17 protein-coding genes are annotated in these 23,301 nt (G+C 38.2%); 6 read left to right on the top strand and 11 right to left on the bottom strand.

What is annotated here, in order from left to right; translation table 11 throughout:
• Positions 1–2: 2 nt before the first annotated feature.
• Entirely contained in the window at positions 3–482 is a 480-nt protein-coding gene (locus F6K23_RS18735; RefSeq protein WP_293158616.1) for a DNA-binding protein, read from the bottom strand.
• Positions 483–806: 324 nt separating this feature from the next.
• Between F6K23_RS18735 and F6K23_RS18730 the strand changes: the two genes are divergently transcribed.
• Entirely contained in the window at positions 807–1,739 is a 933-nt protein-coding gene (locus F6K23_RS18730) for an RNA-guided endonuclease InsQ/TnpB family protein (RefSeq protein WP_367267747.1), read from the top strand.
• Between the two features lie 12 nt (positions 1,740–1,751).
• Positions 1,752–2,036 (top strand): zinc ribbon domain-containing protein, encoded by a 285-nt coding sequence (locus tag F6K23_RS41905; RefSeq protein WP_367267746.1) that lies wholly within the window; start codon positions 1,752–1,754, stop codon positions 2,034–2,036.
• 97 nt (positions 2,037–2,133) lie between these two features.
• Here F6K23_RS41905 and F6K23_RS18725 read toward each other — a convergent pair whose 3' ends face one another.
• Complete coding sequence (locus F6K23_RS18725) at positions 2,134–2,748, bottom strand: hypothetical protein (RefSeq protein WP_293158614.1); 615 nt, start codon at positions 2,746–2,748, stop codon at positions 2,134–2,136.
• A 155-nt stretch (positions 2,749–2,903) separates the two neighbouring features.
• Positions 2,904–3,338 (bottom strand): hypothetical protein, encoded by a 435-nt coding sequence (locus F6K23_RS18720; protein ID WP_293158612.1) that lies wholly within the window; start codon positions 3,336–3,338, stop codon positions 2,904–2,906.
• Between the two features lie 191 nt (positions 3,339–3,529).
• Here F6K23_RS18720 and F6K23_RS18715 point away from each other — a divergent pair, with 191 nt between their 5' ends.
• Together F6K23_RS18715 and F6K23_RS18710 are read left to right on the top strand one after the other, a co-directional pair.
• On the top strand, positions 3,530–4,063 hold the full coding sequence (locus F6K23_RS18715; RefSeq protein ID WP_293158610.1) for a hypothetical protein: 534 nt from the start codon (positions 3,530–3,532) through the stop codon (positions 4,061–4,063).
• A gap of 394 nt (positions 4,064–4,457) precedes the next feature.
• Entirely contained in the window at positions 4,458–5,615 is a 1,158-nt protein-coding gene (locus tag F6K23_RS18710; protein WP_293158608.1) for a glycosyltransferase, read from the top strand.
• Between the two features lie 342 nt (positions 5,616–5,957).
• Here the strand turns inward: F6K23_RS18710 and F6K23_RS18705 are convergent, their stop codons facing one another.
• The 3 genes from F6K23_RS18705 to F6K23_RS18695 form a co-directional block, all read right to left on the bottom strand.
• Positions 5,958–7,187: a transposase gene (locus tag F6K23_RS18705; protein ID WP_293075737.1), complete on the bottom strand. Its 1,230-nt coding sequence runs from the start codon at positions 7,185–7,187 to the stop codon at positions 5,958–5,960.
• Positions 7,188–7,499: 312 nt separating this feature from the next.
• A complete protein-coding gene (locus F6K23_RS18700) occupies positions 7,500–7,856 on the bottom strand; it encodes a type II toxin-antitoxin system PemK/MazF family toxin (protein ID WP_293158606.1) in 357 nt (118 codons plus the stop codon).
• Positions 7,850–8,104 (bottom strand): hypothetical protein, encoded by a 255-nt coding sequence (locus tag F6K23_RS18695; protein WP_293158604.1) that lies wholly within the window; start codon positions 8,102–8,104, stop codon positions 7,850–7,852. Before F6K23_RS18695 ends, F6K23_RS18700 begins: the two co-directional genes overlap by 7 nt.
• Before the next feature lie 849 nt (positions 8,105–8,953).
• Between F6K23_RS18695 and F6K23_RS18690 the strand changes: the two genes are divergently transcribed.
• Both F6K23_RS18690 and F6K23_RS18685 read left to right on the top strand, forming a co-directional pair.
• Positions 8,954–9,688: a cytochrome c biogenesis protein CcdA gene (locus F6K23_RS18690; protein WP_293158695.1), complete on the top strand. Its 735-nt coding sequence runs from the start codon at positions 8,954–8,956 to the stop codon at positions 9,686–9,688.
• A gap of 947 nt (positions 9,689–10,635) precedes the next feature.
• Positions 10,636–12,039 (top strand): cytochrome c biogenesis protein, encoded by a 1,404-nt coding sequence (locus F6K23_RS18685; protein WP_293158602.1) that lies wholly within the window; start codon positions 10,636–10,638, stop codon positions 12,037–12,039.
• 335 nt (positions 12,040–12,374) lie between these two features.
• Here F6K23_RS18685 and F6K23_RS18680 read toward each other — a convergent pair whose 3' ends face one another.
• The 5 genes from F6K23_RS18680 to F6K23_RS18660 all read right to left on the bottom strand — a co-directional run bounded on the left by F6K23_RS18680 (position 12,375) and on the right by F6K23_RS18660 (position 23,146).
• A complete protein-coding gene (locus F6K23_RS18680) occupies positions 12,375–13,163 on the bottom strand; it encodes a hypothetical protein (RefSeq protein WP_293158600.1) in 789 nt (262 codons plus the stop codon).
• 364 nt (positions 13,164–13,527) lie between these two features.
• The gene (locus tag F6K23_RS18675; RefSeq protein WP_293158598.1) at positions 13,528–14,316 is read right to left on the bottom strand and encodes a DUF2785 domain-containing protein; all 789 of its coding nucleotides are present in this window, start codon (positions 14,314–14,316) and stop codon (positions 13,528–13,530) included.
• A gap of 1,237 nt (positions 14,317–15,553) precedes the next feature.
• Complete coding sequence (locus F6K23_RS18670; protein WP_293158596.1) at positions 15,554–15,811, bottom strand: SDR family NAD(P)-dependent oxidoreductase; 258 nt, start codon at positions 15,809–15,811, stop codon at positions 15,554–15,556.
• A gap of 136 nt (positions 15,812–15,947) precedes the next feature.
• On the bottom strand, positions 15,948–16,916 hold the full coding sequence (locus F6K23_RS18665; protein ID WP_293158594.1) for a hypothetical protein: 969 nt from the start codon (positions 16,914–16,916) through the stop codon (positions 15,948–15,950).
• 650 nt (positions 16,917–17,566) lie between these two features.
• The gene (locus F6K23_RS18660) at positions 17,567–23,146 is read right to left on the bottom strand and encodes an ATP-binding sensor histidine kinase (RefSeq protein ID WP_293158693.1); all 5,580 of its coding nucleotides are present in this window, start codon (positions 23,144–23,146) and stop codon (positions 17,567–17,569) included.
• Between the last annotated feature and the right edge of the window lie 155 nt (positions 23,147–23,301).

Raw genomic sequence — 23,301 nt, 5'->3', positions numbered from 1 at the left:
TTTTATTCATCACTCAAAACCCATTTGTTATCTATTTTGAAAATCCCCTCTTGATAATCAATCATTGTGACTGCTGCCAGAGTTTCAATCCATACAGTGGCACCACAACTATGAGGTTTCTTTGGTTGGTAGACAATCCGACAGGGGCCGTGAATTTCAGCTTCATGGCCAGTCGCTAAATTGCTGCTGCCTTCTTTGACCGAAAGAATGGTTAAATCAGTATTTTTCTTGGTTGTATTAATTCCAATGTGGTTGCGGTTGAAGTGAACTGTGTTCTTGCCACAGCGCTGATGGGAACTCCAACGCGGTTTGGGACCTTTTCTTCGGCTGTGTATTCTGGGCATTCCTTCATGCAAGGGAATTATCCAAACTCGATTATTGATTTTTCTGGCCCCTTGTATGCGGCCTTCCTTAAGCAACACTCGTACTCTTTGAGTAGATATACTTAAAAGACTTGCTGCTTCTGTGGTGCTTACAAACATGATTTTTTCTATTGCGACTGTAGCAATAGTAGACTATAGAGCTAAAATTGTAGTTAGTGGGAAGAAATTTACTGGAGATATGGGAGTGTGAAAAATGAGAAAATGATTTTCCAGATAGATTATAGATACTCGCAGCTTAAAATCTGTGGCCCAAGGTAGATGATAGAATAGAGAGTAGTTTGATTTGATTTGGTGTCAGATGAATCGGCAGCAAATTGAATGAGTTCGATGCCCATTAAATTTGCATGCCATCCCAGCAGAAGCTTTCGCCCTAGTTGAAAAACTTGTATGATTATCTTGCAATAACCCCGGAAATTTTCCACCATGCGCACTGCCTACCAATATAAATTAAGGCCAAATAAAGAACAGTTAGCCACAATAGAAATGTGGTTGGAATTGTTGCGTCGGCAGTACAACTATCGGTTAGGCGAGCGGTTCTCGTGGTGGTCAGAAAATCGCTGTCCGGTTAATGCTTGTCCCTTGGTGATGCCCATTCCTCAACTCAGAGATAATCCAGACTATTACTCTCAAAAACGAGATTTGGTCAATACCAAAGACAAGTTTCCGGAATACAAGCTAATTCATTCTCAGGTTTTACAGGATTGCATAAAACGGGTAAAACTTGCCTTTGATAGATGGTTTAAAGCAGACAAGAGTGGACAGAAATTAGGAAAACCAAGGTTTAAAGGAAAAGGGCGTTATCGTAGTTTTACTTATCCTCAAATCAAACTTGACTGCATAGAAGAAAATCACATTAATTTGCCCAAAATAGGAAAGGTAAAGTTAATTCAGCATCGTCCAATACCAGAAGGTTTTATAATTAAAACAGTGACGATTAGTCGTAAAGCTGATGGTTATTATGTGACTTTATCCCTAGAAGACAAATCAGTTCCAGCTTTGACTTTTAATGTTGAACCTACATTAAAAAACACTCTGGGAATCGATATGGGACTGAAGGAATTCTTAGTAACAAGTGAAGGAGAATCTGTCCCCATACCTCAATATTATAGAAAATCTCAGAAGCGATTAAAGACTCTACAAAAACGTTTATCTCGAAAGAAAAAAGGAAGTAAAAGGAGGCTAAAAGCTGTTAAAGCTGTAGCCAAACAACATAAAAAGGTAGCCGATAAACGTAAAGATTTTCATTTTAAAACAGCTAATGAATTGTTATCAAAAGCGAATGTTATCGCCCATGAAAACTTAAACATTAAAGGGCTAGCAAAGACTCATTTGAGTAAATCAATTAACGATGCTTGATGGGGCCAATTCTTGTCTATTTTAACTGTCAAAGCCGAAAATGCTGGACAGAAAACCATAGGAGTTAACCCCAAAAATACCAGCCAAGATTGCTCAAATTGTGGTGAAAAAGTCGATAAAGAATTAAACATACGAACTCATTCTTGCCCACACTGCGGTATCGTCATAGACCGTGACTTGAATGCAGCAATAAATATAAAAAATAGGGCGGTGGGGCATCCCGTCCTTAAAGCTCGTGGAGTCCGATGCAGTAGCAGGACTGCGAAACGAGAAGCTCACACTATAGCATTAGCTTAGTGTGGGAGTATGTCACGCGACCCATATTATAATCTCAATTTTGATATTCAACGTAACGATTACACTATTTAAAGTTTGTCAGTCCATGACTGGGCTATTAATAACAACTTCTTCCTGCTATGCTGTCGCCAGAATTGTAAGATATTGTCTCAAGAACAGAACCAAAAGTTCCATTTGAAAATTCTTCCCTTTTCAAAGTCTGTTGACGCAAAGTATATTCAGCAACACCATTATATAAAGTCCAAGAAGAAGAGTATTTGTCGAGACGGCTATTTGAAACCGTTGTTGTGCTACGTACACCACCAAATCTATCGCCAAAAAAATCCTGCACTCTAACAACGGTTTTTTGACCATCGTAGAACATATATGATGCTCTGTTTGTTTTTTCGTCCCAGTCCCAACCAAGAATACTGTCACTATTTGAAATTTTAACAGTATGTAATTTTCTCTCAAATCCTCTTTCTGGAGTAAATTTCTCTACAATTACTTGTGATACTTGACCATTAAAGATGACATAACTAGCGATTGTTCCACCTTTGTAGCTCCAACCACGAACAGAACGAGAGTTAGATATAGTATAAGTCTTACCACCAACAGATAGTTTAGAGGTATTTCCTGAATAAAAAACTTCGGTACAAGTTTGTCGAGCAAGAGCTGTTTCAGAAGATAATAGGGAAACTCCAAATAGTATAAAACTTGGAATTAGTTTCAAGAAAATTCTCAATTTTTTTGTCATATTATTACCTTATTTGTTTACCATTTTTACGCGGATAAGCATATAATTAATTGGTATTAGTTATGTTGAGTTTGTCCTACGGATAAGCTATGAAGAGCGTTACCTCAACCCAACCTATAACCTTCAAAACTTCAGCGTATATAGCGCATATCTTGCAAGAAATGATAACGAGAAGGTGATGTAACTCCACAAATATTACTACCTTTATTATCACTCCAGTAAAAGTCTAGATATCTTCCACTAGCTTCGCTCTCTCTAGCCATTTGTAAAAATTCTGGTCGGTTAAGACCATGACCAGGATAAGTAGAGTAAACAACAAAAGTGCTTGGTGCTTTACCAGTTTTATCATCAAATACTCTAGCAACTGCTAAGTCATGACCTTTCAAAACACCATAGTTTTCTGTACAAATATCGATAGAAATTACTCTTGCTTTCAAAGGACCTCCAGCATAAGCAGAAATTGCTGATAAGAAAGTTACAGCAGATGTAGCAGCAACAGTTAAAGTTAGAGAACGAACCAAGCTTTTTTTTGTTGAATTGATAAATTCTGTAACTACTTTTGACATTTTATTACCTTATTTATTGAATCTTTTTACCCTATAATTAGGCATCTAATGCAATTCTAATTCCCTCATTTTCATATCTACAAGCCGGAAAAGGACGGATAAAAACGGAGGTTTTATTAAAAAAATATTAAAAGGACGGATAAAGAAGGATAAGAGCGGATAAGCTATTCAGAAGAATTAATTCTAAAAAAATGGACTGGCAAGCAGTTTTAAACTCAATTGATGAGTTGGTCTTTCAGCAAACGGGAAAACACCTCAATAATCTACAAATGGGAATTTTGAAAGGTGTTCTGAATAACGAAAAATATAGAGAAATTGCAGAACAATATAAATGTTCTAATGGTCATGTTAAAGATGAAGGATACGAACTCTGGCAACTTTTATCAGAGATTTTTGGAGAGAGGTTAAATAAATCAAATTTTGTCGCTACAGTCGAACGTTTAGGATTTGCAAATTCTCAACATCAAATTATTGTTAATCCAGTACAAATTGGTAATCTCAATCTTTTCCCTAATTCCGAAACAGCAGAATTAGAAAATAGTAATACTGCAAATACTCAATCAAATTACAAAAAGACAACCTCTTGCCAACCCATCGTTGAAAATGTCTTATACAAAACTAAATTAAACACTGTTTCTAAATTAATCAAACTCGGTTTAACAGCAGAGCAAGTTGCTGAAGCGGTAGATTTACCATTAAATGAAGTACAACAACTAATGGAATAAATTTGTCAGTATGATAAGTCAGGCAAGTTTAGCGATCGCCTCTCGTTTACCTAAAATATTTTTATCAGGCTCTCTCTCCTTACCAAAAAATGAGGTCCAAAGCCTCCCCTTTTAAGGGGATGAAAAAGCGGTCGAGGGATGGCGAGGTTTCCTCGCCATATCCAATCGACCAAGAGAATATTCAATCCAGTATTTTCAAGCCTCCGGCTTTAGTGGTCGGTACTGATAACTGATAACTGATAACTGATAACTGAAATGACCCCCCTTTTTTTAAGGATGAGTAGTATATTATGTTTACTTCAGTAGGGCAAACAACAAAAGCTGACGGCTCATAGCTAATTAGCTTATTGACTTACAATTATTAAAAAATCAGATATTCAAAGATATAGTTTTAATGAAAAATATTTTATTTGTTCTGTACGAAGATTTTCATTCTAATAGTGCCCTTCATGTACATCATTTTGCTAATAATTTAGTTAAATTGGGCTTTGATTGTGTTGTGGCTGTTCCTAGAAATAAACAGACTGTTTCTCAGGTGGGAGAACATTTAACACATTTATATAATGTGACAGAATATGGTGAATTTTATCGGCTGAATCAATTATTTAAAAATCAGAAAGGTCCGGATGTGGTTCATGTTTGGACTCCGAGAGAAGTTACGCGAAATTATTGTCATAAACTCCGGAAAGCTTATGATTTTAAATTAGTAATTCACTTAGAAGATAATGAGGAATATGTCCTGGAAAAATATTTAAACAAACCTTTTAAAGAAATAGCTAATGCTAATGGGTCTCTCGCAATTCCAGATAATGTTTCTCATCCCCAGAAATATCGGGAGTTTCTAGCAAGTGCAGATGGAGTGACAGTAATTATTGAAAGGTTAAAAGAATTTGTGCCGAATAATGTACCGAGTTTAGTTTTATGGCCTGGTGTAGAAACCGAGTATTTTTATCCCAGAAATCCCAATCCAGAAATAGTAAAAAGGTTTAATATTCCTGAAAATACTTTAGTTTTCTCCTACACCGGAAATGTTCATGCTGCTAATACTCATGAAGTGAGAAGTTTGTATTTAGCTGTAGCAATGTTGAACCGAGAAGGTAAACCTGCGGTGTTAGTTAGAACAGGTAGAGATTTCTGTAATTTTTTGGGGGATGATGATAATTGGGCGCGGAAATATGCCATTGAATTAGGATATGTAGACCGGAGTTTAATGCCAGAAATTTTAGCTTTGGCAGATGTGTTAATTCAACCAGGTAGACCAGATAAATTTAATGATTATCGTTTCCCCTGTAAATTACCAGAATTTTTAGCAATGGGTAAACCTGTAATTTTGCCTGGGACTAATATTGGTTTGGTCATGGAAAATCAAAAAGATGCTTTGGTTTTGCCTGTGGTTGATGCAGTGAATATTGTTGAATCGGTGGGTAAGTTGTTTGAGGATAACTCTCTATCTGAAAAGTTAGGTCAAGGTGCAATTAATTTTGCCAAAACTCACCTTAACTGGGAGGAAAATACAAAATTACTGAAATCTTTTTATGAAGATATTGGGTAGTTTAGTGTTATAGCAATCAGGAATCAGTTGTGAGAATTGAGATGTTCCTTAAAAGTATAGAATATAGTAATTATTATATTCAGATGATACATTTTTTTCTTCTTCTCTATTCCCTATTCCCTAAAAGTTTTCAATATCTCACAACTCAAATCATATTGCTATATTTAACTTATTCAACATAAATCCTCCTCAAAGATCGTCGAATAGGATAGTTTTACAGCGATAGAAATCTGTTTCGCTTTCCTACATAATGCTACGCAAACCCGTTAGCGGAGCAAGTGTGGCAAGTATATCCATCGGGTTGTAGAAAAGGAAAATCAATCTAGAGTGACATCTCCCACACTATAGCGCCAGCTTAGTGTGAGCTTCTCGTTTCCCAGCCCTGCTATTGCATCGGGCTCCACGAGCTTTAAAGACGGAATGCCCTACCGCCCTATTTTTGATATTTATCGCCGCATTTAAGTCGCGGTCCATTACTATGCCGCAATGTGGGCAAGAATGAGTTCGTATGTTTAATTCTTTGGGGACTTTTTCCCCACAATTTGAGCAATCTTGGCTGGTATTTCTGGGGTTCACTGCTATGGTTTTCTGTCCAGCATTTTCAGCTTTGACAGTCAAAATAGACAGGAAATTTCCCCATCCTGCATCATTAATTGATTTACTCAAACGAGTCTTTGCTAGTCCTTTAATGTTTAAGTTTTCATGGGCGATAATTTCAGCTTTTAATAACAATTCATGGGCTGTTTTGAAATGAAAGTCTTTACGTTTATCGGCTACTTTTTTATGTTGTTTAGCTACAGCTTTAACAGCTTTTAACCATCTTTTACTTCCTTTCTTTTTACGGGATAAGCGTTTTTGTAGAGTCTTTAATCGCTGCTGAGAAGAGCGGTAGTATTGAGGGATGGGGATAGATTCTCCTTCACTTGTTACTAAGAACTCCTTCAATCCCATATCAATTCCCAAAGTATTTTTTAATGTAGGTTCAATTTCACAACTCAAAGCTGGAACTGATTTGTCTTCTAGGGATAAAGTCACATAATAACCATCTGCTTTACGACTAATTGTCACTGTTTTAATTTGAAAACCATCAGGTAGCGGTCGATGTTTAATCAACTTGATATTGCCTATTTTTGGCAAATTAATTTGATTGTCTTCAATGCAGTCTTGCTTGATTTGAGGATAAGTAAAACTGCGATAACGTCTAATTCCTTTAAATCTTGGTTTTCCTAATCTAGTTCCTTTTTTATCTGCCTTAAACCATCTATCAAAAGCAAGTTTTACCCGTTTTATGCAATCCTGCAAGACCTGAGAATGAATTAGTTTGTACTCCCGAAATTTGTCTTTGGTATTAACCAAATCTCGTTTTTGAGAGTAATAATCTGGATTATCTCTTAGTTGAGGAATGGGCGTTACTAAGGGGCAGGCGTTAACTGGACAACGGTTTTCTGACCACCACGAGAACCGCTCACCTAACCGATAATTGTACTGCCGACGCAATAATTCTAACCACATTTCTATTGTGGCTATTTGTTCTTTGTCGGGCCTTAATTTATATTGGTAGGCAGTGCGCATGGTGGAAAATTTCCGGGGTTATAGCAACATAATAATACAAGTTTTTCAACTAGGGCAAAAGCTTCTGCGGGGATAGTATGCAAATTGAATGGGCATCGAACCCATTCAATTTGCCGCCGATTCATCTCACGCTCCTCTTAAAAATTATGGCGTGAGGCTTCTCAGCGATTCAGCTAATATTTATTGTGTAGCGGAAACTAATTTTTCTTTGTAAAAAAATATAGTAGATACAGCAAAAATTAAAATTTTTTGATACAAAAATTGCCTATAAAAAACTTAAGGTGAGGAGCAAAACAGGCAAAAATCCCATCGCTATTCCATTTCTGTTGGTTTAAGTAGTAACTCTACTCCCTCTAATATTTTTTCTACTCTCTCCGGCGAAAGAGTACCTATTTTATCTGTCAATTTTGTTTTTTCTACTGTGAAAATCTGGGATATATTCACAACTGTTTGATCTGGTAAATTTGCCTCACCTACTGCCAAAACAATATTACCAGGAACAGCAGCAAGCTTGAGATTAGAACTTAAACTACAAACAACCACAGTCTTAATCAAACTAAAATTAAAAACATTGTTCTGAATTACAACATGAGGATGTCTGTAAGTACCTTGAGAACCGGATGGTTCATCTAATTCAATCCAGAATATATCACCTTGATTAATTAGCACTCGTCCTCTATTATACTCCTATGGTGTCCACTAATACTATTTATCGATGTTGATGCTTCTGTATCAGAAACATCCTCATAAGCAGCATTTATTTTTTCTAGCAATAGTCGATTTTGATGCCGACGAATAAACTCTTCTAGAGCGATCGCTATTAAACGACTTCTAGATATTTTCATTTCTGCTGCTAGTGCTTCAGCTTGTTCAAACAGATACTCTTGTAATGAAATTGCAGTTTTGACAGTGGCCATATAATTATAATTTAACTTTTATGTTAGTATAATCACAGGTTATATTGCTGTCAATACTTATTCAAAAAGGTCTCACCTCTTGAATTTATTGAGACATTTAACTCCTCCTGATACTGAAACTCAAAATCATCCTATATTCTAGATTTAATTTGGAGTCAATTTGTTTCAAATAATTCCAGAGAAAATCTTAAATTCGGGAAAAATCTAAAATCTAACAGTGAAAAATGCAGAGGCCAGAAGGAAAAATTGCTTGGGGTTTGAATCTTAATCCAGCTTGATTCGGCAAGGGGTCTCCCATTATAGTGACAGCTTAACGGTGAGGGGAATTACCGACAGTAAATTAAACTGGTGTGGATTGATGTTCGACATATTGCTTTAATTGCTCAATAGTTACACCACCGCAACTAGCAATAAAATAGGAACCATTCTACAGTACAGGTTTCCGATAAAATCTTGCCGGGTAATCAGCAAAGTCTCTCCCGAGCAAACTGCTAGAAACAGTTTTGAGATTAGCTATAAATTTACTCAAGCGAGGTGGGTATCGTCTTGCCTGCTTGTGGAGGCGTAAGACGTTTGTCAGTCTGTGTTTGCCTAGAGTTGCGCCAGCACTCGCAAGAAACTTCTAAAACTTGGGTTCAATTATCTTTGCTTGTGAGCTTCCCGTTATAATTTCCGATTTAACGGGAGAGAACTTCACTTGCAGGAAGTGAGAAATATCCAGTATTCCAGCCTTCATGGCAAAAAGGCAAGAAGTTCTATGTGTCTAATCACAGAACCTTCAGTTTCTGCCATCCTATAACTTCTGCCACTGAAGTAAATATTTTATTTCTACTCAATTTAATCATAACTATGGAAACTTTTCTGACTTTACTTTACGAAACTACTCAATATGCAAATACCATAGTGAAGACTCAGCTCATACATCTAAGTTGGGTTAGTTTGATAATTATATTTGTAGCTGGTTTACTCACCAGTTTGACGCCCTGTATGCTTTCGATGTTACCAATCACTATTGGCTATATTGGCGGATATGAAGCCAAGAGTCGTCTCCAAGCTGCTGCTCAATCTACTTGGTTTTCTTTAGGATTAGCCACAACTCTTGCTGGTTTAGGGATTGTAGCATCATTGCTGGGAAAAGTATATGGTCAAGTAGGTATAGGATTGCCAATTATTGTTAGTATAGTTGCTATTTTAATGGGTCTTAATTTACTAGAAGCATTGCCATTACCTATGCCTTCTTTTGACAGTATGGGATGGATATCTCAAGATTTACCTAAAGGAATACGTTCATATTTATTAGGTTTAACATTTGGTTTGGTCGCATCTCCCTGCAGCACTCCCGTATTAGCAACATTATTAGCTTGGGTTTCTACAACTGGAGACTTGGTTTTAGGAGGAATTTTATTGTTATTTTATGCCCTTGGTTATGTAACTCCTTTGATATTAGCAGGTACTTTTATAGCTAATATTAAAAAATTTTTAGAACTGCGAAAATGGTCTAGTTGGATTACACCTGCTAGTGGTATTTTATTAGTTGGTTTTGGTGTATTTTCACTGTTATTTAGAATAGTACCAGTTACTTAAAGAAGCAGTCAGCACCTCAGCACCTCAGCAATCAGCAGATTTTCTTTGAGACCCCCTCGTTTGTGGAGTATTCCGGAACGGAAAGGAGATTTCAACTGCTCCAAAGGCCATCAGGCTGATAAGAAGCTGGGGATTTTTACCCGGAGCTGCTAAAAGCTGTTAGCGCAGTTCCTCCGTTAGGAGGCTAGCTGATAGCTAGTAAAAAAAAAGGTAGTCTGATAGATAGTAGTAATTTATGGTTGAGGTGACGAATAAAAAACAGTCAAAATAGGTGAAAAATATGCTCGAAAGTTTATACAGTAATGGTTTCACCTTGAATTAACTATTTTTTAGATATATCTAGTAGCGCGTCTAGCTTTAAAATGTGGGTAAAGCAATAGACATCTGGTGGAAAATAAATAAACCTTTTAATTAGATCGGTTTAGGAAAGAAAAAATCGCCCTAAAAAATCCTTTTTCTTTTTTGTAAAAATATCTTACCTTTTGCCTGTTGCCTTTCGGAGCTGTTGCCTACTCCTGGAAAAAATCTATATCTTTTTCACGCCTAGGTCTAATTGCTAAGAAGGCAGTAAATTCAATATTATCGGCCTGTATTTACCCACAATTTTAGTCTGGACAAACTACTAGTGCCACTACGCGGAAGTTAAAAGTCATGCATTTAAAAGTCAATCATTTTTGATTTGTAATTGTTTTAAGATTTTGTAACTGGTTAGTTATTTCCGCCATCCTACACTAGGTTTTCCTAGGTCATGCTACACAAACAGCCATTTTTAGACTTTTTAGGTATTCCCCTTGCTAATACAGGATTTAAAGTCATTTTCGGTCTCAAAAATCTCAAAGTACTGTTATGACCAATGGTTTAGAATTGCTGTACTTGACTTTTTCGAGGGAATATTAATACTTGTACACCACGATTAAAAAATATTAAAGCTGATAGGAATTAAATTAATGGATGCTAAAGATTCAGGATTAGGCTCGTTCAATCCTCTCAAAATATTTAGAAGAGAAATATTGCCATTATTGGCTGATTTAAGATTAGCGATCGCTCTACTATTAATAATTGCTATAAGCAGCATTTCTGGCACAGTTATAGAGCAAGGTGAATCAATAAATTTTTATCAGGAAAATTATCCTGAAAAACCAGCATTATTTGGATTTTTGACTTGGAAAGTAATTTTGTTATTGGAGTTAGACCATGTCTACCGTACTTGGTGGTTTTTATCAATATTAATTTTGTTTGGAGCAAGTTTAACAGCTTGTACTTTTACGCGACAAATGCCAGCTCTAAAGTCTGCTAATCGCTGGAAATTCTATAATAAGAAACAACAATTTGAGAACTTAGCATTAAGCACAGAAATAGAAAAAGCTTCCCTAGATTCCCTAGAAAAAATATTACAGCAACGTGGTTATCAGGTATTTCAAGAAGGAGATAAACTTTATGGGCGAAAAGGAATTATTGGCAAAATTGGCCCGATAATAGTTCACGCTAGTATGTTGATTATTTTAGCAGGGTCAATAGTTGGTTCAATGACCGGATTTATCGGTCAAGAAATAGTGCCGAGTGGAGAAACATTTCAAGTTAAAAATATTGTGGATGCTGGAATTTTTGCCGAATCGCAAATTCCTCAAGATTGGTTGGTGCGGGTAAATCGTTTTTGGATTGACTATACTCCAGAAGGAGCAATTGACCAGTTTTATTCAGACCTATCAATATTAGATAAAAATGGCTCCGAAGTCGATCGGAAAACTATATTTGTGAATCAACCTATGAGATATCATGGGGTGACAATGTATCAGGCAGATTGGGCGATCGCTGCAGTTAGAGTCAGGGTTAATAGAAGTCCTGTTTTTGAGTTGCCAATGGCCAAGTTAAATACAGCGGTCGGGGGCAGAATTTGGGGAACTTGGATTCCGACTAAACCAGATTTGAGTGAGGGTTTATCTTTACTGGCAAGAGATTTACAAGGAACTGTATTAATTTATGATGCTACTGGTAAATTAGTTGCTAGTGTGCGGGAAGGAATGTCTACAGAAGTTAATGGGATAACGCTATTTGTTGACAAGATTATAGGTAGTACGGGTTTACAAATAAAGGCTGACCCTGGAATTCCTATTGTTTATTTAGGTTTTGGTTTATTGATGTTGAGTGTGTTGATGAGTTATGTTTCTCACTCGCAAATTTGGGCTTGGCAAGAAAGCGAGCGGGTTTATATTGGGGGTAAAACTAATCGCGCTAGTGTGGCCTTTGAACGGGAAATGTTGGATATTTTAGATAGATTAGATATTGAATCACCAAAAAGCGATCGTCATCTATCTCCTGTTTCTAGCATTAAGACGGAACACCAGATATGATTTGATACTCTCATTTATCAAAATAACATGGGTCGCGCAACCCCGCCTTTTAAGGTGATCGGGTTTTTGGAGCGGGGCTTAAATCCCCTACTTCCCCTCCACCGGAGGGGTTAGGGGTGGGTTAACTTCTGACTTCTGACTTCTGACTTCGTTATAGATCTCATTTGGGATTTATTTAAAAATAGAGGGGGAGATGAGGGGATGGGAAGATGGGGTGTATAGAAGTATTTTTAATAGACTTCTCCAATAATCAAAAATCAAATCAATTATTGCAGTCTTATTCATCAATTCTTTCCCCCTACCTTCTATTTTGTAGGAGATGCCTAATAGTTAAATTATAAAAAATTTAAAGTCTTCGCTAATAAAGAGACTGCACTAATAAGTCCAATAATAATCATCAAGTTATTGAAGTATTTTGAGAATTTATTAGCAAGATTTTTGTCTGGCAAGGTACGATTAACAATCTGCCAATCTGAAGATAAGACTAAACTAGATAAACCACGCCAAATGTCAGAATCAATTAAAGTTTGTTCTTTTTTTATTCCCGTTACAACTACAATTAAACTCTGTTGAGTTGGTAAGCGATATTCTTTCAATTCCATAGCTAATTCCTGTTGACGTTGGAGTGAAGTTTCGGCAATTTTTTTAGTTGTATTTGGCAATTTATCTTGGAGTAATTTTTGAGCTTTTTCAGTATTAGTTAATTTTTGTATATGCTGAAAATCAACTTGAAAACCAAGCTCTCCTCCTAAACTCACAGCTTGACTAATTTCTACTGTGAAATGTTGTCTTTCTTCTGTATTTAAAGCCACAGCAGCTAACATTCGCAAAATTCTTTCATTATCTGGAGAATCTGAGATTACCCAAGCTATAGAAATCCGAATCTGACGATCAGCAAAATCTACTCGATCTTGAGGTTTAATAGCTGTTAATAAACACAGTAAGTTATTATTTTTCCTACTCAAAACTACTGAAGCAGACTCGCTATCAATTAGTTGATTTGCTTCCTGAATTATGGCGGGCAAATTTTGTTTATCTATTCTAGCTAGAGTCTCTTCCGCAACCTTTAGCCAACGATAATCATCATCTTGAGAAAAGCCTCTACTTTCAATATATATTTCCATATAAATCTCCTGTTTAAAATCTGAAATAATACAAAATTAATAATTTATTGCCACAAATACGCCAGCTGTTTCTAGTAGTAAATAGATTGAGATTATGATAATTTTTTTGACATGAAACAATTCCATTCCCTCCCATAGATATCTAAATGAAAACATCTTGGCTGACCATAAATCAGGTATAAAGCCTCCCATTTAAAAGGCATAAAAAAAATAAAATTCAGTATTTTCAAGCCTTCTACTTCAGTAGAGGGTACTGTTAACTTATAACTGAAATGATTCAATTATTTGTAAAATTATTTTTTTGAATGGGTATAATAGAGCTTGTTTATTCTAGTTAACTAGCTATCAGGCATTAGCTAGTCTCCTAGGTCGGAACTACGTTAACAGCATTGCAAAAACCTGTTTCTATAAATTGTAAAGCTTGATAAATTAGTTGTCGAACTGGATGTTGCTTCTCAATGGTATTTTCTGCCATGTCCCACTGAAAATAGAGAGAGCGCAGAAAATTTTGGATATTTCGATAAGCACATAGTTGTTCAGTCGAACTTGTAAGTATTTTTCGCCAAGGATACTTTTCAAAGTTATCCCAAATCAAAAGACCCGATGGACACCGCTCAGTTTCAATCAAGATATCCAACCAGGAATTTATTTGCTCAATACTAAGCATATTCTGTTGGCAAATTTTGACAGTTGCTCGTGCTAGTCTCTCCTCTTCTGAATGGAGATCAACTGATGGTACTGGTTGGCGAAGTTTGGTCGCGATCGCTTTTAACAATCTCATCAAATCTGAATCGTTGAGATAGGAATTTAAGCTGAGAATACCTAAAGCATCGGCAACATGAGCAATTCCGTGAAACCATCCTTTCTCTGGATCAAAATATCCCCTTAAATTTTGCTCTTTTTCTAGATAAGTTAGGTATAGTTCCATAGGACTACGAATTTCTGGTTCTTCTAGGTAAGGATGATGGCGATGAAAGTCGGTTAAGTCATTTAAAAGTAATATAGAATAACTCCGCAAAAATACTCCATAGCTTTCTGCTTCACCGAGACCAATTTTGATATTACGTTTAGCTTGTTCTGAGAGTTCCAGCAGTTCTGGGTCACTATAGTGGGTCTGGTCATACCATCCCCAAATGTATGCACTCAATGTCATATAGCTGTAATCCCGCAAATCCGATATTATATCATGTCCGGATAAGAGCGATCTGGAAAAAACTTATCATGAGTGCTTCAACAGTAAATCTTTCTATTTTCCCGGCCTCCCCTACTCCCCCACTCCCCTACTCTCCCACTCCCCTACTCTCCCGCTCCCCTACTATCTTAATTATAAGTATTCAACCGGAATGATATTACTGCTCCTAAATTCTTCATTAGTTGGGGGGTTAATTCCGCAACCTGATAATTATTAGGAATGGCAAATCTATATAGAACCCCTAAGCGTATCTTCATAAATATTAAATTTTTCTAGCTAGGAGACAGGAGACAGGAGGGAAGAGGGAAGAGGGAAGAGGGAAGAGGGAAGAGGGAAGATGTGGGGATAAATAATACAAAAAATTCAACACTCCTTTTCAGATTTTTCCTCACTCATTGATGCGCGAAAAGACTTGGCTACCATAATTATATAGATCTCAAATGGGTTCTATATAGAAAATTGATTTTAAAAGTTCTATATCCATTGATTTTATGTTTGAAAAATAGTAGAGTAGCCATAACTTCGGGCGATCAATAATAGAGTTTATCTAAAAAGTCCAGGAATGCGATAAACTTCTGGATAATCATGGAGTTTTCAGCGACGCTCTGGCCCGTTTTCTGTAATGAAAAAATATTCTTCATTAATTGGTAAATTTTCGATATTATCGGGTAAGCGAATTTGAAAGTTAGTTGACATTTTGTTAAAAATTTTATTGAGTAATATTATGTCCAGATAATCAGCGATAGAACTCTGTTCCGCTTACGCGATCAAAAAGTTTTTGTTTGTAGTAGTAGACTGACACAGCTAAAACTGTGCACTCTTATTTTTATTTCTAGGTGTCTTTTTCTCCCCACCCTTCCCACACTTCCCACACTCCCCACACTCCCCATCTAATGCACCATTTACAGTGCTTTTCAGACTAATAAACCACATCGTCATAAATACAACCCTGTAGGGGCGAATGGCATTCGCCCTTATTGTGGTTCACTGAAATGAAAACCGCTGTAAGGTGTGTCAGTCCAGTAGTAAGTAGCCCCATCTGCCATTACGCCAGCAGAACTACCATTTTTCTATTAGAACTTCTGACTTCTGACTTCGTTAACCTGTCGAAATAGTTAAAGCTTTACTATTATCGCTCGCTCCAATGTGTAACAGAAAAGGAACAGCAACTTGTACCCAAGCTTGAGGTTGAAGACATTTAGCTGCTTTTTCTCGTCCATAAAATGTTTCTAGGGTATCGGTATGGATGGTTCCTGGCTACAGGAGAAACGGCTGCCATACCAGGAGGTAACTCTTGAGCTAAAGCTTTGGTCAATCCTTCGATCGCCCATTTGCTCGCACAATAAGGGACCGCGTTGGCAGTGGTATAACGTCCCCAAGCTGCACTAAAATTAACAATTACTCCTTGACTCTTAGGGAGCATTTGTGGTATAAAATGCCGGAGAAAATTAGCCACTCCTTTGATATTAATATCAATTACGCGGTCAAAAAACTTTCTTGTTCTGCTCCTCTTTATTCTTCTTTATTTCCTCCTGACTCCTGACTCCTGACTCCTCCGTAATTTATTTATAATTGTTCAACCGGACATAATATTACAATAAATCTCTACCCTGAAGTACCGCAAAACCTCCAGTATTTTTACAACCCTTAGAAAACTGAGTCAGAGCATTTTTAATATGAGCATCTAAGCCAATCCAACTAACAAAAGCTTGTAAAAATTTAGGGGTACGCTCTTCATGGTGCATTTTCAACAAAAACCGTAATAAGTAACGTAAAGGTTGGTCATTATCTACAGGACTATATTCAGCGTCGCGACTAATTTTCCGAAATCCAAATGTTGGTAAATAATCGTTTCTTTGCTCTTCAATCATTGTACAAATTACACTTCCCAAAGTTTGTACTGGAGTAATGGCAATAGCAACTTGAGAATTTAATGGTGGAGAGGATAAGAAATTAAGCAAGTCGGCATATTCTTTTTTGATTCTTTCTAATAATTGTTTGGCTGCTCTCTGTCCTTTAGTCATTTCCATCTCACATTTTACTGGAGCAAATATTACTAACCGGGGTTCTCGAATATCCTGATAAGCTTCTTTAAACATTGCCGTAATTTGCTTTGGTTTATTTACATATTCATTAAACTTGCCCTTAGACATCATCAATGCTGGCGTATCAATAGCAATGACAACTGCAGCAGCATCATTCATCAATTCTCTGACAAATTTTCTCTCGTTAGGACTAGCTTTATCAGAAATATAACCTCCTGGATAGTCATAAAAATTCAGTCTTAAAAATGGCTTTTTATCCTGTTCAGCTAAGTCAAAAATAAAAGAGCGAACTTCTGAAGAACCGGGAATACCTGCTCCTGGTTGAACTTTAAAAGTTTCTGTGATACTTTTTAATTCTTTCAGGCGTTTTTTGAGAATAGCGTGACTTTCTGCTTCTGGAATTAGTTGGAGGTTAGCCTGAAAACTTATTCTTTTAAATTGTTCGTACATTGAAGTTAATAGGCTAGTTTTACCAACAGCGCTAGGACCTAGAAGTGTGATTTTTAGTTCATTCATAGTGATAATTATTCCTTGATTTGATTGTTAATTGATCGTAGGTATTATGAGGTATAAACACTAATAATAAAACTTTTGTGGTGTAGGCATCTGGCCTGCCACAAGTGCAGCTCACTTACAGCAGTTTCGGAGTTAGTGAGGTACAAAATTTAGGACTTTAGGCAACAGCTCCGGAAGGCAACAGAGAATTAATAAACTGTACCTGACTATCCTAAAAAGTGCTGTCAATGAAATTGGCTGTAATAGTGGTCTAACTATTTATATTTACTAGAGGTTTTTGACAAAGGTAGACTACAGAAAAAAATATACAGCAGATTCCAGATTAATGTGATAAAACTGACGGAATGAATATTTTTTACCGAAAAATTGTGGGTATGCGCCTCCCCTTGGATAGGGGATAATAAGCGGTCGTTTGCGGAGCATGACCTTAGGATGGGATGGCGAGGTCTCGGAGCCATATCCAATCGACTCCTGTGAAGAAAAATTTTCATGAATTTGTCAATCCTCTTCAATTTATTCTCAAGGAGAGGTAATTATTCATTATTCATTGTTGAACTGTTCCTTATTCTCTATTACTTATCTCTCCATCTCCCCTACTCCCTATTCCCTAAAAACATAAATATATTTACTTCCAAAAGGAAGGTCATATTTTATCTAGGAATCACGATGGTAAAAATTGTACCTTGCCCAACTTTTGAATTACAGCTAATCATACCTCCGTGTTTTTCTGTTACGATTTGATAGGCGATCGCCATCCCCAATCCCGTTCCTTTGCCCACTCCTTTTGTCGTAAATCCTTGCTGGAATAGTCTGGCTTTCACCTCTTCTGGCATTCCCGTTCCGTTGTCCGCAATTCGGACGATGACCTGCTTATTGTCTTCGCTTAATTCTGTGGCAATGGTAATAGAATTAGGTTCTTTTTCTATCTCGGCAAATGTTTTCCCTTCATTGCTTTCATCTAAAGCATCAATCCCATTCGCCAATAAGTTCATAAATACTTGATTTAGTTGTCCCGGATAACATTTCACTTCCGGAATATCCCCATAGTTTTTCACAATTTCAATGGCTGGTCTTTGCTCATTCGCTTTGAGGCGGTATTTTAAGATTAATAAGGTGCTATCTATCCCGTGGTGCAGATTAAACTCGGTTTTGCTGACAGTATCTGTACGGGAAAAAGTACGCAGAGATGTGCTGATATTGCGAATTACCTCGCATCCCTCTTTCATTGATACTATCAGTTTCGGGAAATCTTCCCTAATAAAATCGGCATCAAGGTCTTCAATTTGTTCAGCAATAGATTCTGGCAGGGAGGCATTTTCTTCATAGAGAGAAAGGATTGATAGCAAATCTTGCAAATGTTCTTGTGCTGGAGCGACATTACCACCAATAAAGCCAACAGGATTATTAATTTCGTGGGCGACTCCCGCGACAAGATTGCCCAAGGCAGCCATTTTTTCACTTTGCACTAATTGCAATTGTGCTTGTTGTAAATCTGTTAATGCTTGTTGTAACTCGTTCCGTGCAAGTTGTTCTTTGTCGTATAATTGGGCATTTTGGAGCGCTATGGCTGCTTGAGAACAGAGCAAATTCAATATTTCGATGCGATCGCTGGTAAATGCTCCTGATACTTGATTGTTTTCCAAGTAGAGAATGCCGATAAGTTGACCTCTGTCAATTAAAGGTATACATAAAACTGACTGTGGTTGATGCTTTTGGATGTAGTCATCTCGATCATAGTCCTTATCTTCTTTGACATTATCTAGGACGAGGTACGCTCCCGTGTTTTTCACATGATTTATGATAGTTAAAGGCACACTGTTAGTTTTCTCAACCGGAATGCTTATTAGAGACATTTCCTCTTTTGTGTTCTGGGCTGTTAGCATGAGAATCTCTTCTTGAAAGAGCATGAGTGTAACGCTTTCAGCTCCAGCGTTTTCTTGGATTACTTCCATCAAGTTAGCAATGGTAAGATCGAGGTCTATTTCCTCGGAAAGGCTGCGGGAAGCTTTCATAAGGCTGGCTAAATCTAACAACTCTCCAGTGGAGGTTCCAACAGTGGAAGTTGTTCCTTTAGTGAGAGAATTTATTGTACTTTGTGCAGTCCGACCCAATTGTTGCCATTGGAGAATGGGAGAGAGCAGTTGGGGATAGTTTTTCTCTAGGTCGTCTGTTTTAGCTTTAGCTCCCCACTGAGCGTAACAATAATAGGCTTGTTGCATATATACAGCAGCCTCTTTTTCTCGCCCCCAATCGAGATAGAACTTGGCAAAGAGTTCGTTGGCGATCGCTTCTTCTTGGATGAATTCGTTTTCTTTTGCTCCGGCGATCGCTTTGTCATAAAATTCTATTGCCTCTAATTTCTGTCCGAGCACTCGGCATTTTTCTGCCTCTACTAAATTCACCTTATGTTGATGGTTCATCGGGGCATAATCGGCCCAATGTTGTAGGGAGGCAAGATCGGCTTCCACCTGCTGGATAACTTCTGCTACATTCTCCAAAGCAGGCTGCAACCCTGCCAAAGTGCTTAAAGCTGCATAGAAATGAAGAGCGGGAACATATATCGTTCCTGTCGTTCCCAAAGTGTATTGCCGACAGGTATCGATTTGGATGAGAGCGGACTCGATATCCCCAAACAGATAGCATAGCATGAGTTTCCAGGTATGAAAATAAGATAATCCGGTGACATCGTTAGCTGCTTGCCATTGGAGGAGCGCTTCGCTTTCTTGCAAGGCTTCTCCAGACAAAACAGTAGGATTTTCTGCCTGCGCGAGCAAATTTAACATGGCTTGCCAATAGATCCGAGTGTAATTTGCTGTAAAGATTTGATTGATTTGCTCTAAACCGCGACAGTAAGTGCGGGTTTCTTCTACCAAAGTCTCTAGGGGGTAACCGCACGAAAGTGAGTAGCCACAAAAACTATGACCGCTATGGCCTGCAAATTCGTAATTACCAGTTTCCAAGCCACTGGTATAGCCTGCTTGCAGGAACTGCAGGGTCTCTTGAAGGTGAGAGGTGCGATGGAGAATAAACGCACCTGCCATCAGTAATACTTCAGGCTTGGCAGTTTTAGTGGCGAGTTTGTCAACCAATTGCAAGGCGAGCTGACCGAATTTCCCCCCAGTAATGATATCGGGAGTCGCACTGGTAGAAATCATCAAACCATAGCAAACATAGGCAAAACTTGAAGCGGGAATATTTCCGTACTGGATGGAGAGAGAAACGCACAAACAAACAAGGAGAGGAAAAAGTAGGGAATTGCAGGTGTAAGTACTGCTGAAAATGCTATTGGCAGTTTGCACGATCGCAATTGTTTCCTCATCCTTCATTTCTGGTAAGTCGAGCAAGTCTTCAACTTCACGATTTTCCATAAGTTCTTGGACAGTGGTGAAGGCATTAGTGATATCGGCTTCCGTCGGGTTTTCGGATAACCTCACCCCTAACTGTTGCAAGAACCCTCGGCCAATCTCGATTGCCTCAGCCAGTTGCTCGCGAGAGTTATTGGCTTGAATTTGAATGCGATAAACATTCGCCCGTTCCACCAGGGAATGGCTGTTGGCAACCACTTCTCCCACCCAGCAGTCCATCTCTTCCCATTCCCCGCACAAGGCGACAAATTCGGTGGCGAGTTCGCTGAAGGCAAGGGTCATTTCGTATTGTTCCTGCCAAGGATTTTCACCCAATAACGATAAACCTTTGTCTGCATATTCCCGTCCCGCTTGATAAGCCGTAGCATTTTTTGCCTTGCGACAGGCTATAAGATTGAGCCGCGCCAATTCTTCCTTTTCTTCTGGTTTGGATATCGCATCAATGCCGTAGTTTAATTGACCCACCAACTCAAAGATGTGTTCTTCTCGCTCTTCCAAGGCAATGTTGTCTAGTAGCAGCCGTCCGATGTGATAATGCAAGCTTGCCTTTTCTGCTTCGGGAATCAAAGAATAAGCTGCTTGTTGAACGCGATCGTGTAGGAAGCGATAGCCTACTGCAATGCTGTCAGCTTTCTCTTCGTCTTTTTCCCATCCTTGGAAAAATTTGTAGGCTTCGCTCTGGGGTAGAATAAACCCTTCTTGCAGGGTGCTCCACAGGGCGGTAGCGACTTCTTCGGAAGGGGTTTCGTAGATAATGGCTAAGGTCTCTAAATCAAATTGATTGCCGATACAGGCGGCTAATTTCAGGACATTTTGGGTGGCTTCAGGCAATTTGTACAACCGTCCTGCCATAAATTCTACTACATCATCAGTGATAGCTGCATCTCGTACCTGAACTAAATCGCATTCCCAATATCCAAAATTGGGATTAAATACAATCAAATCATCTTCATACAATCCTTTTAAGAATTGGGTGGTAAAAAAAGGATTTCCTTTCGTCTTTTGATCGACTAAATTCGTTAAGGGAGCTGCTAACTCCACCGTACAACTGAGGGTTTCTGCCACCAATTGATTGATATGACCTACAGACAACGGTGCTAGAGTAATGGTCGAAATCGTCGCTTTTTGTTCTCTTGGTACGCGTTCCCTCTCTTGTTCAGCATTCCCTTTCTTGGTCAGCATTCCCTCTCTTGGTGCGCTAACAGGTGCGAATGTCGTCGTCGCGGGGTCGCACCGCTTGCGACTGTCGTTGCCGCTGGGTCTGACCGCTTGCGAATGTCGTCGTCGCGGGGTCGCACTGCTTGCGTCTCTCGCCGACGCGGAGTCGCACCGCTTCTCCAACTCCGCTAAAGTTAACATCAACGGATGGGCGGGGAAGATTTCGTTATCTCGGTAGGCTCCTAACAGGAGCAAATATCCCGTTTGATTCTCCCCCATCAGCACTTTCAGCAAGTTTAACGATGCTGAGTCCGCCCATTGCAAGTCATCAATAAAGAGGGTTAAGGGATGCTCAATGCTTGTGAAAACGGCGATAAATTTTTCAAACAGGAGATTGAATCGGTTTTGGGCTGCATTGCCAGAAAGTTCTGGGACTGGAGGCTGTTGTCCGATGATGTGTTGAAGTTCAGGAATGACATCAATCAGAACTTGCCCATTTTCTCCCACTGCTTCTAGTACTTTTGCTTTCCACTTTTGCAATTTGGCATCTGATTCTCCCAGTAATTGCCCCATCAGGTCTCGGAAGGCGATGACAAAGGCAGAAAAAGGTATGTTGCGATTGAATTGGTCGAATTTGCCTTTGATAAAGTACCCTTTTTGTCTGGTGATGGGTTTGTGTACTTCATTCACCACTGCAGTTTTCCCGATACCCGAATATCCCGCTACTAGGATCATTTCTGTTTGTCCTGCTGCTACTCTTTCAAACCCATCAAGCAAACTTTGTACTTCTTTTTCCCTTCCATATAGTTTTTCGGGGATTAAAAAGCGATCGCACAAGTCTCGTTCTCCCAATACAAACGGATCTATTTTCCCGGTTTGTTGATATTCAACTCTACATTTTTCTAGGTCATACTTTAGCCCTAAAGCACTTTGATACCGCTGTTCCCCATTTTTCGCCATCAATTTCAACACTATATTTGCTAAGGGTATCGGTACTTGGGTTTCAGGAATTGTGGGAGGACTTTTGGCTATGTGTGCGTGAACCAGTTCCAGGGGGTCTTCGCTTTCAAAGGGTAGTTTGCCTGTTAAGAGTTCATAAAAGGTTACTCCTAGAGAATAAAAATCGCTGCGATAGTCTATGCCTCTATTCATTCGTCCAGTTTGTTCTGGTGAAATATAAGCTAGAGTTCCTTCTAAGACATTGGGGGTTTGCAAACTTTGGGTTTCTTTGGGCAGTAACGATGAGATACTAAAATCGATTAATTTTACTTGTTTTGTTTCTGGATGAATTAATATATTTGCTGGTTTAATATCTTTATGAATAATTTGGTTTTGATGGAGATGGTGCAGAATTTCTGTTATAGATAGAGCAATTTCCCAAAATTGTTTGAGGGATATAGAAAATTGGTGCTGATATTCTGCCAGGGAGATAGCTCCTATATCTTCCATGATGAGAGCATAGCCATTCTTGTAACGCAAGAGGGAGTATGGTTTAACTATACCGGGGGTGTCTAGATTTTTGGCAATGGCGTATTGATTTCTAAACTGAACTAATTCGTTAAAGGAAGGATATTCGTTACCCATTAATTTGACCACTACGGATTGCTTGCTCTCCAAATTTATGCCACGATAGACTAGAGTACGTTCACTTTGGTGGATGAGTTCAAGGGTTTGATAATTAGCGACTTTAACTGTTTTTGTCTCCATCATTTGGCTGAATTTGTTTATCTTTTTAGTCTAATTTTTATCATATCTATACCTATTTTAATTAGTTTTTTTCCGAAAGTCCAGCTATTAGACATCTCCGGAAATACTCATATCATGTCCGAAGGCAATCGTTTGTGTAAAAGTTAGTGTGGATA

The organism is Okeania sp. SIO2C9, assembly GCF_010672455.1.
GTDB lineage: Bacteria > Cyanobacteriota > Cyanobacteriia > Cyanobacteriales > Microcoleaceae > Okeania.
Note: the sequence above shows the minus strand (reverse complement) of the source record. Positions and strands in the feature narration are given on the sequence as shown.

Bases quoted from the DNA above. Each gene is read 5' to 3' on its own strand.
- F6K23_RS18735 (WP_293158616.1), bottom strand. From the start codon at position 482: ATGTTTGTAAGCACCACAGAAGCAGCAAGTCTTTTAAGTATATCTACT.
- F6K23_RS18730 (WP_367267747.1), top strand. From the start codon at position 807: ATGCGCACTGCCTACCAATATAAATTAAGGCCAAATAAAGAACAGTTA.
- F6K23_RS18720 (WP_293158612.1), bottom strand. From the start codon at position 3,338: ATGTCAAAAGTAGTTACAGAATTTATCAATTCAACAAAAAAAAGCTTG.
- F6K23_RS18715 (WP_293158610.1), top strand. From the start codon at position 3,530: ATGGACTGGCAAGCAGTTTTAAACTCAATTGATGAGTTGGTCTTTCAG.
- F6K23_RS18710 (WP_293158608.1), top strand. From the start codon at position 4,458: ATGAAAAATATTTTATTTGTTCTGTACGAAGATTTTCATTCTAATAGT.
- F6K23_RS18705 (WP_293075737.1), bottom strand. From the start codon at position 7,187: ATGCGCACTGCCTACCAATATAAATTAAGGCCCGACAAAGAACAAATA.
- F6K23_RS18695 (WP_293158604.1), bottom strand. From the start codon at position 8,104: ATGGCCACTGTCAAAACTGCAATTTCATTACAAGAGTATCTGTTTGAA.
- F6K23_RS18690 (WP_293158695.1), top strand. From the start codon at position 8,954: ATGGAAACTTTTCTGACTTTACTTTACGAAACTACTCAATATGCAAAT.
- F6K23_RS18685 (WP_293158602.1), top strand. From the start codon at position 10,636: ATGGATGCTAAAGATTCAGGATTAGGCTCGTTCAATCCTCTCAAAATA.
- F6K23_RS18680 (WP_293158600.1), bottom strand. From the start codon at position 13,163: ATGGAAATATATATTGAAAGTAGAGGCTTTTCTCAAGATGATGATTAT.
- F6K23_RS18675 (WP_293158598.1), bottom strand. From the start codon at position 14,316: ATGACATTGAGTGCATACATTTGGGGATGGTATGACCAGACCCACTAT.
- F6K23_RS18665 (WP_293158594.1), bottom strand. From the start codon at position 16,916: ATGAATGAACTAAAAATCACACTTCTAGGTCCTAGCGCTGTTGGTAAA.
- F6K23_RS18660 (WP_293158693.1), bottom strand. From the start codon at position 23,146: ATGGAGACAAAAACAGTTAAAGTCGCTAATTATCAAACCCTTGAACTC.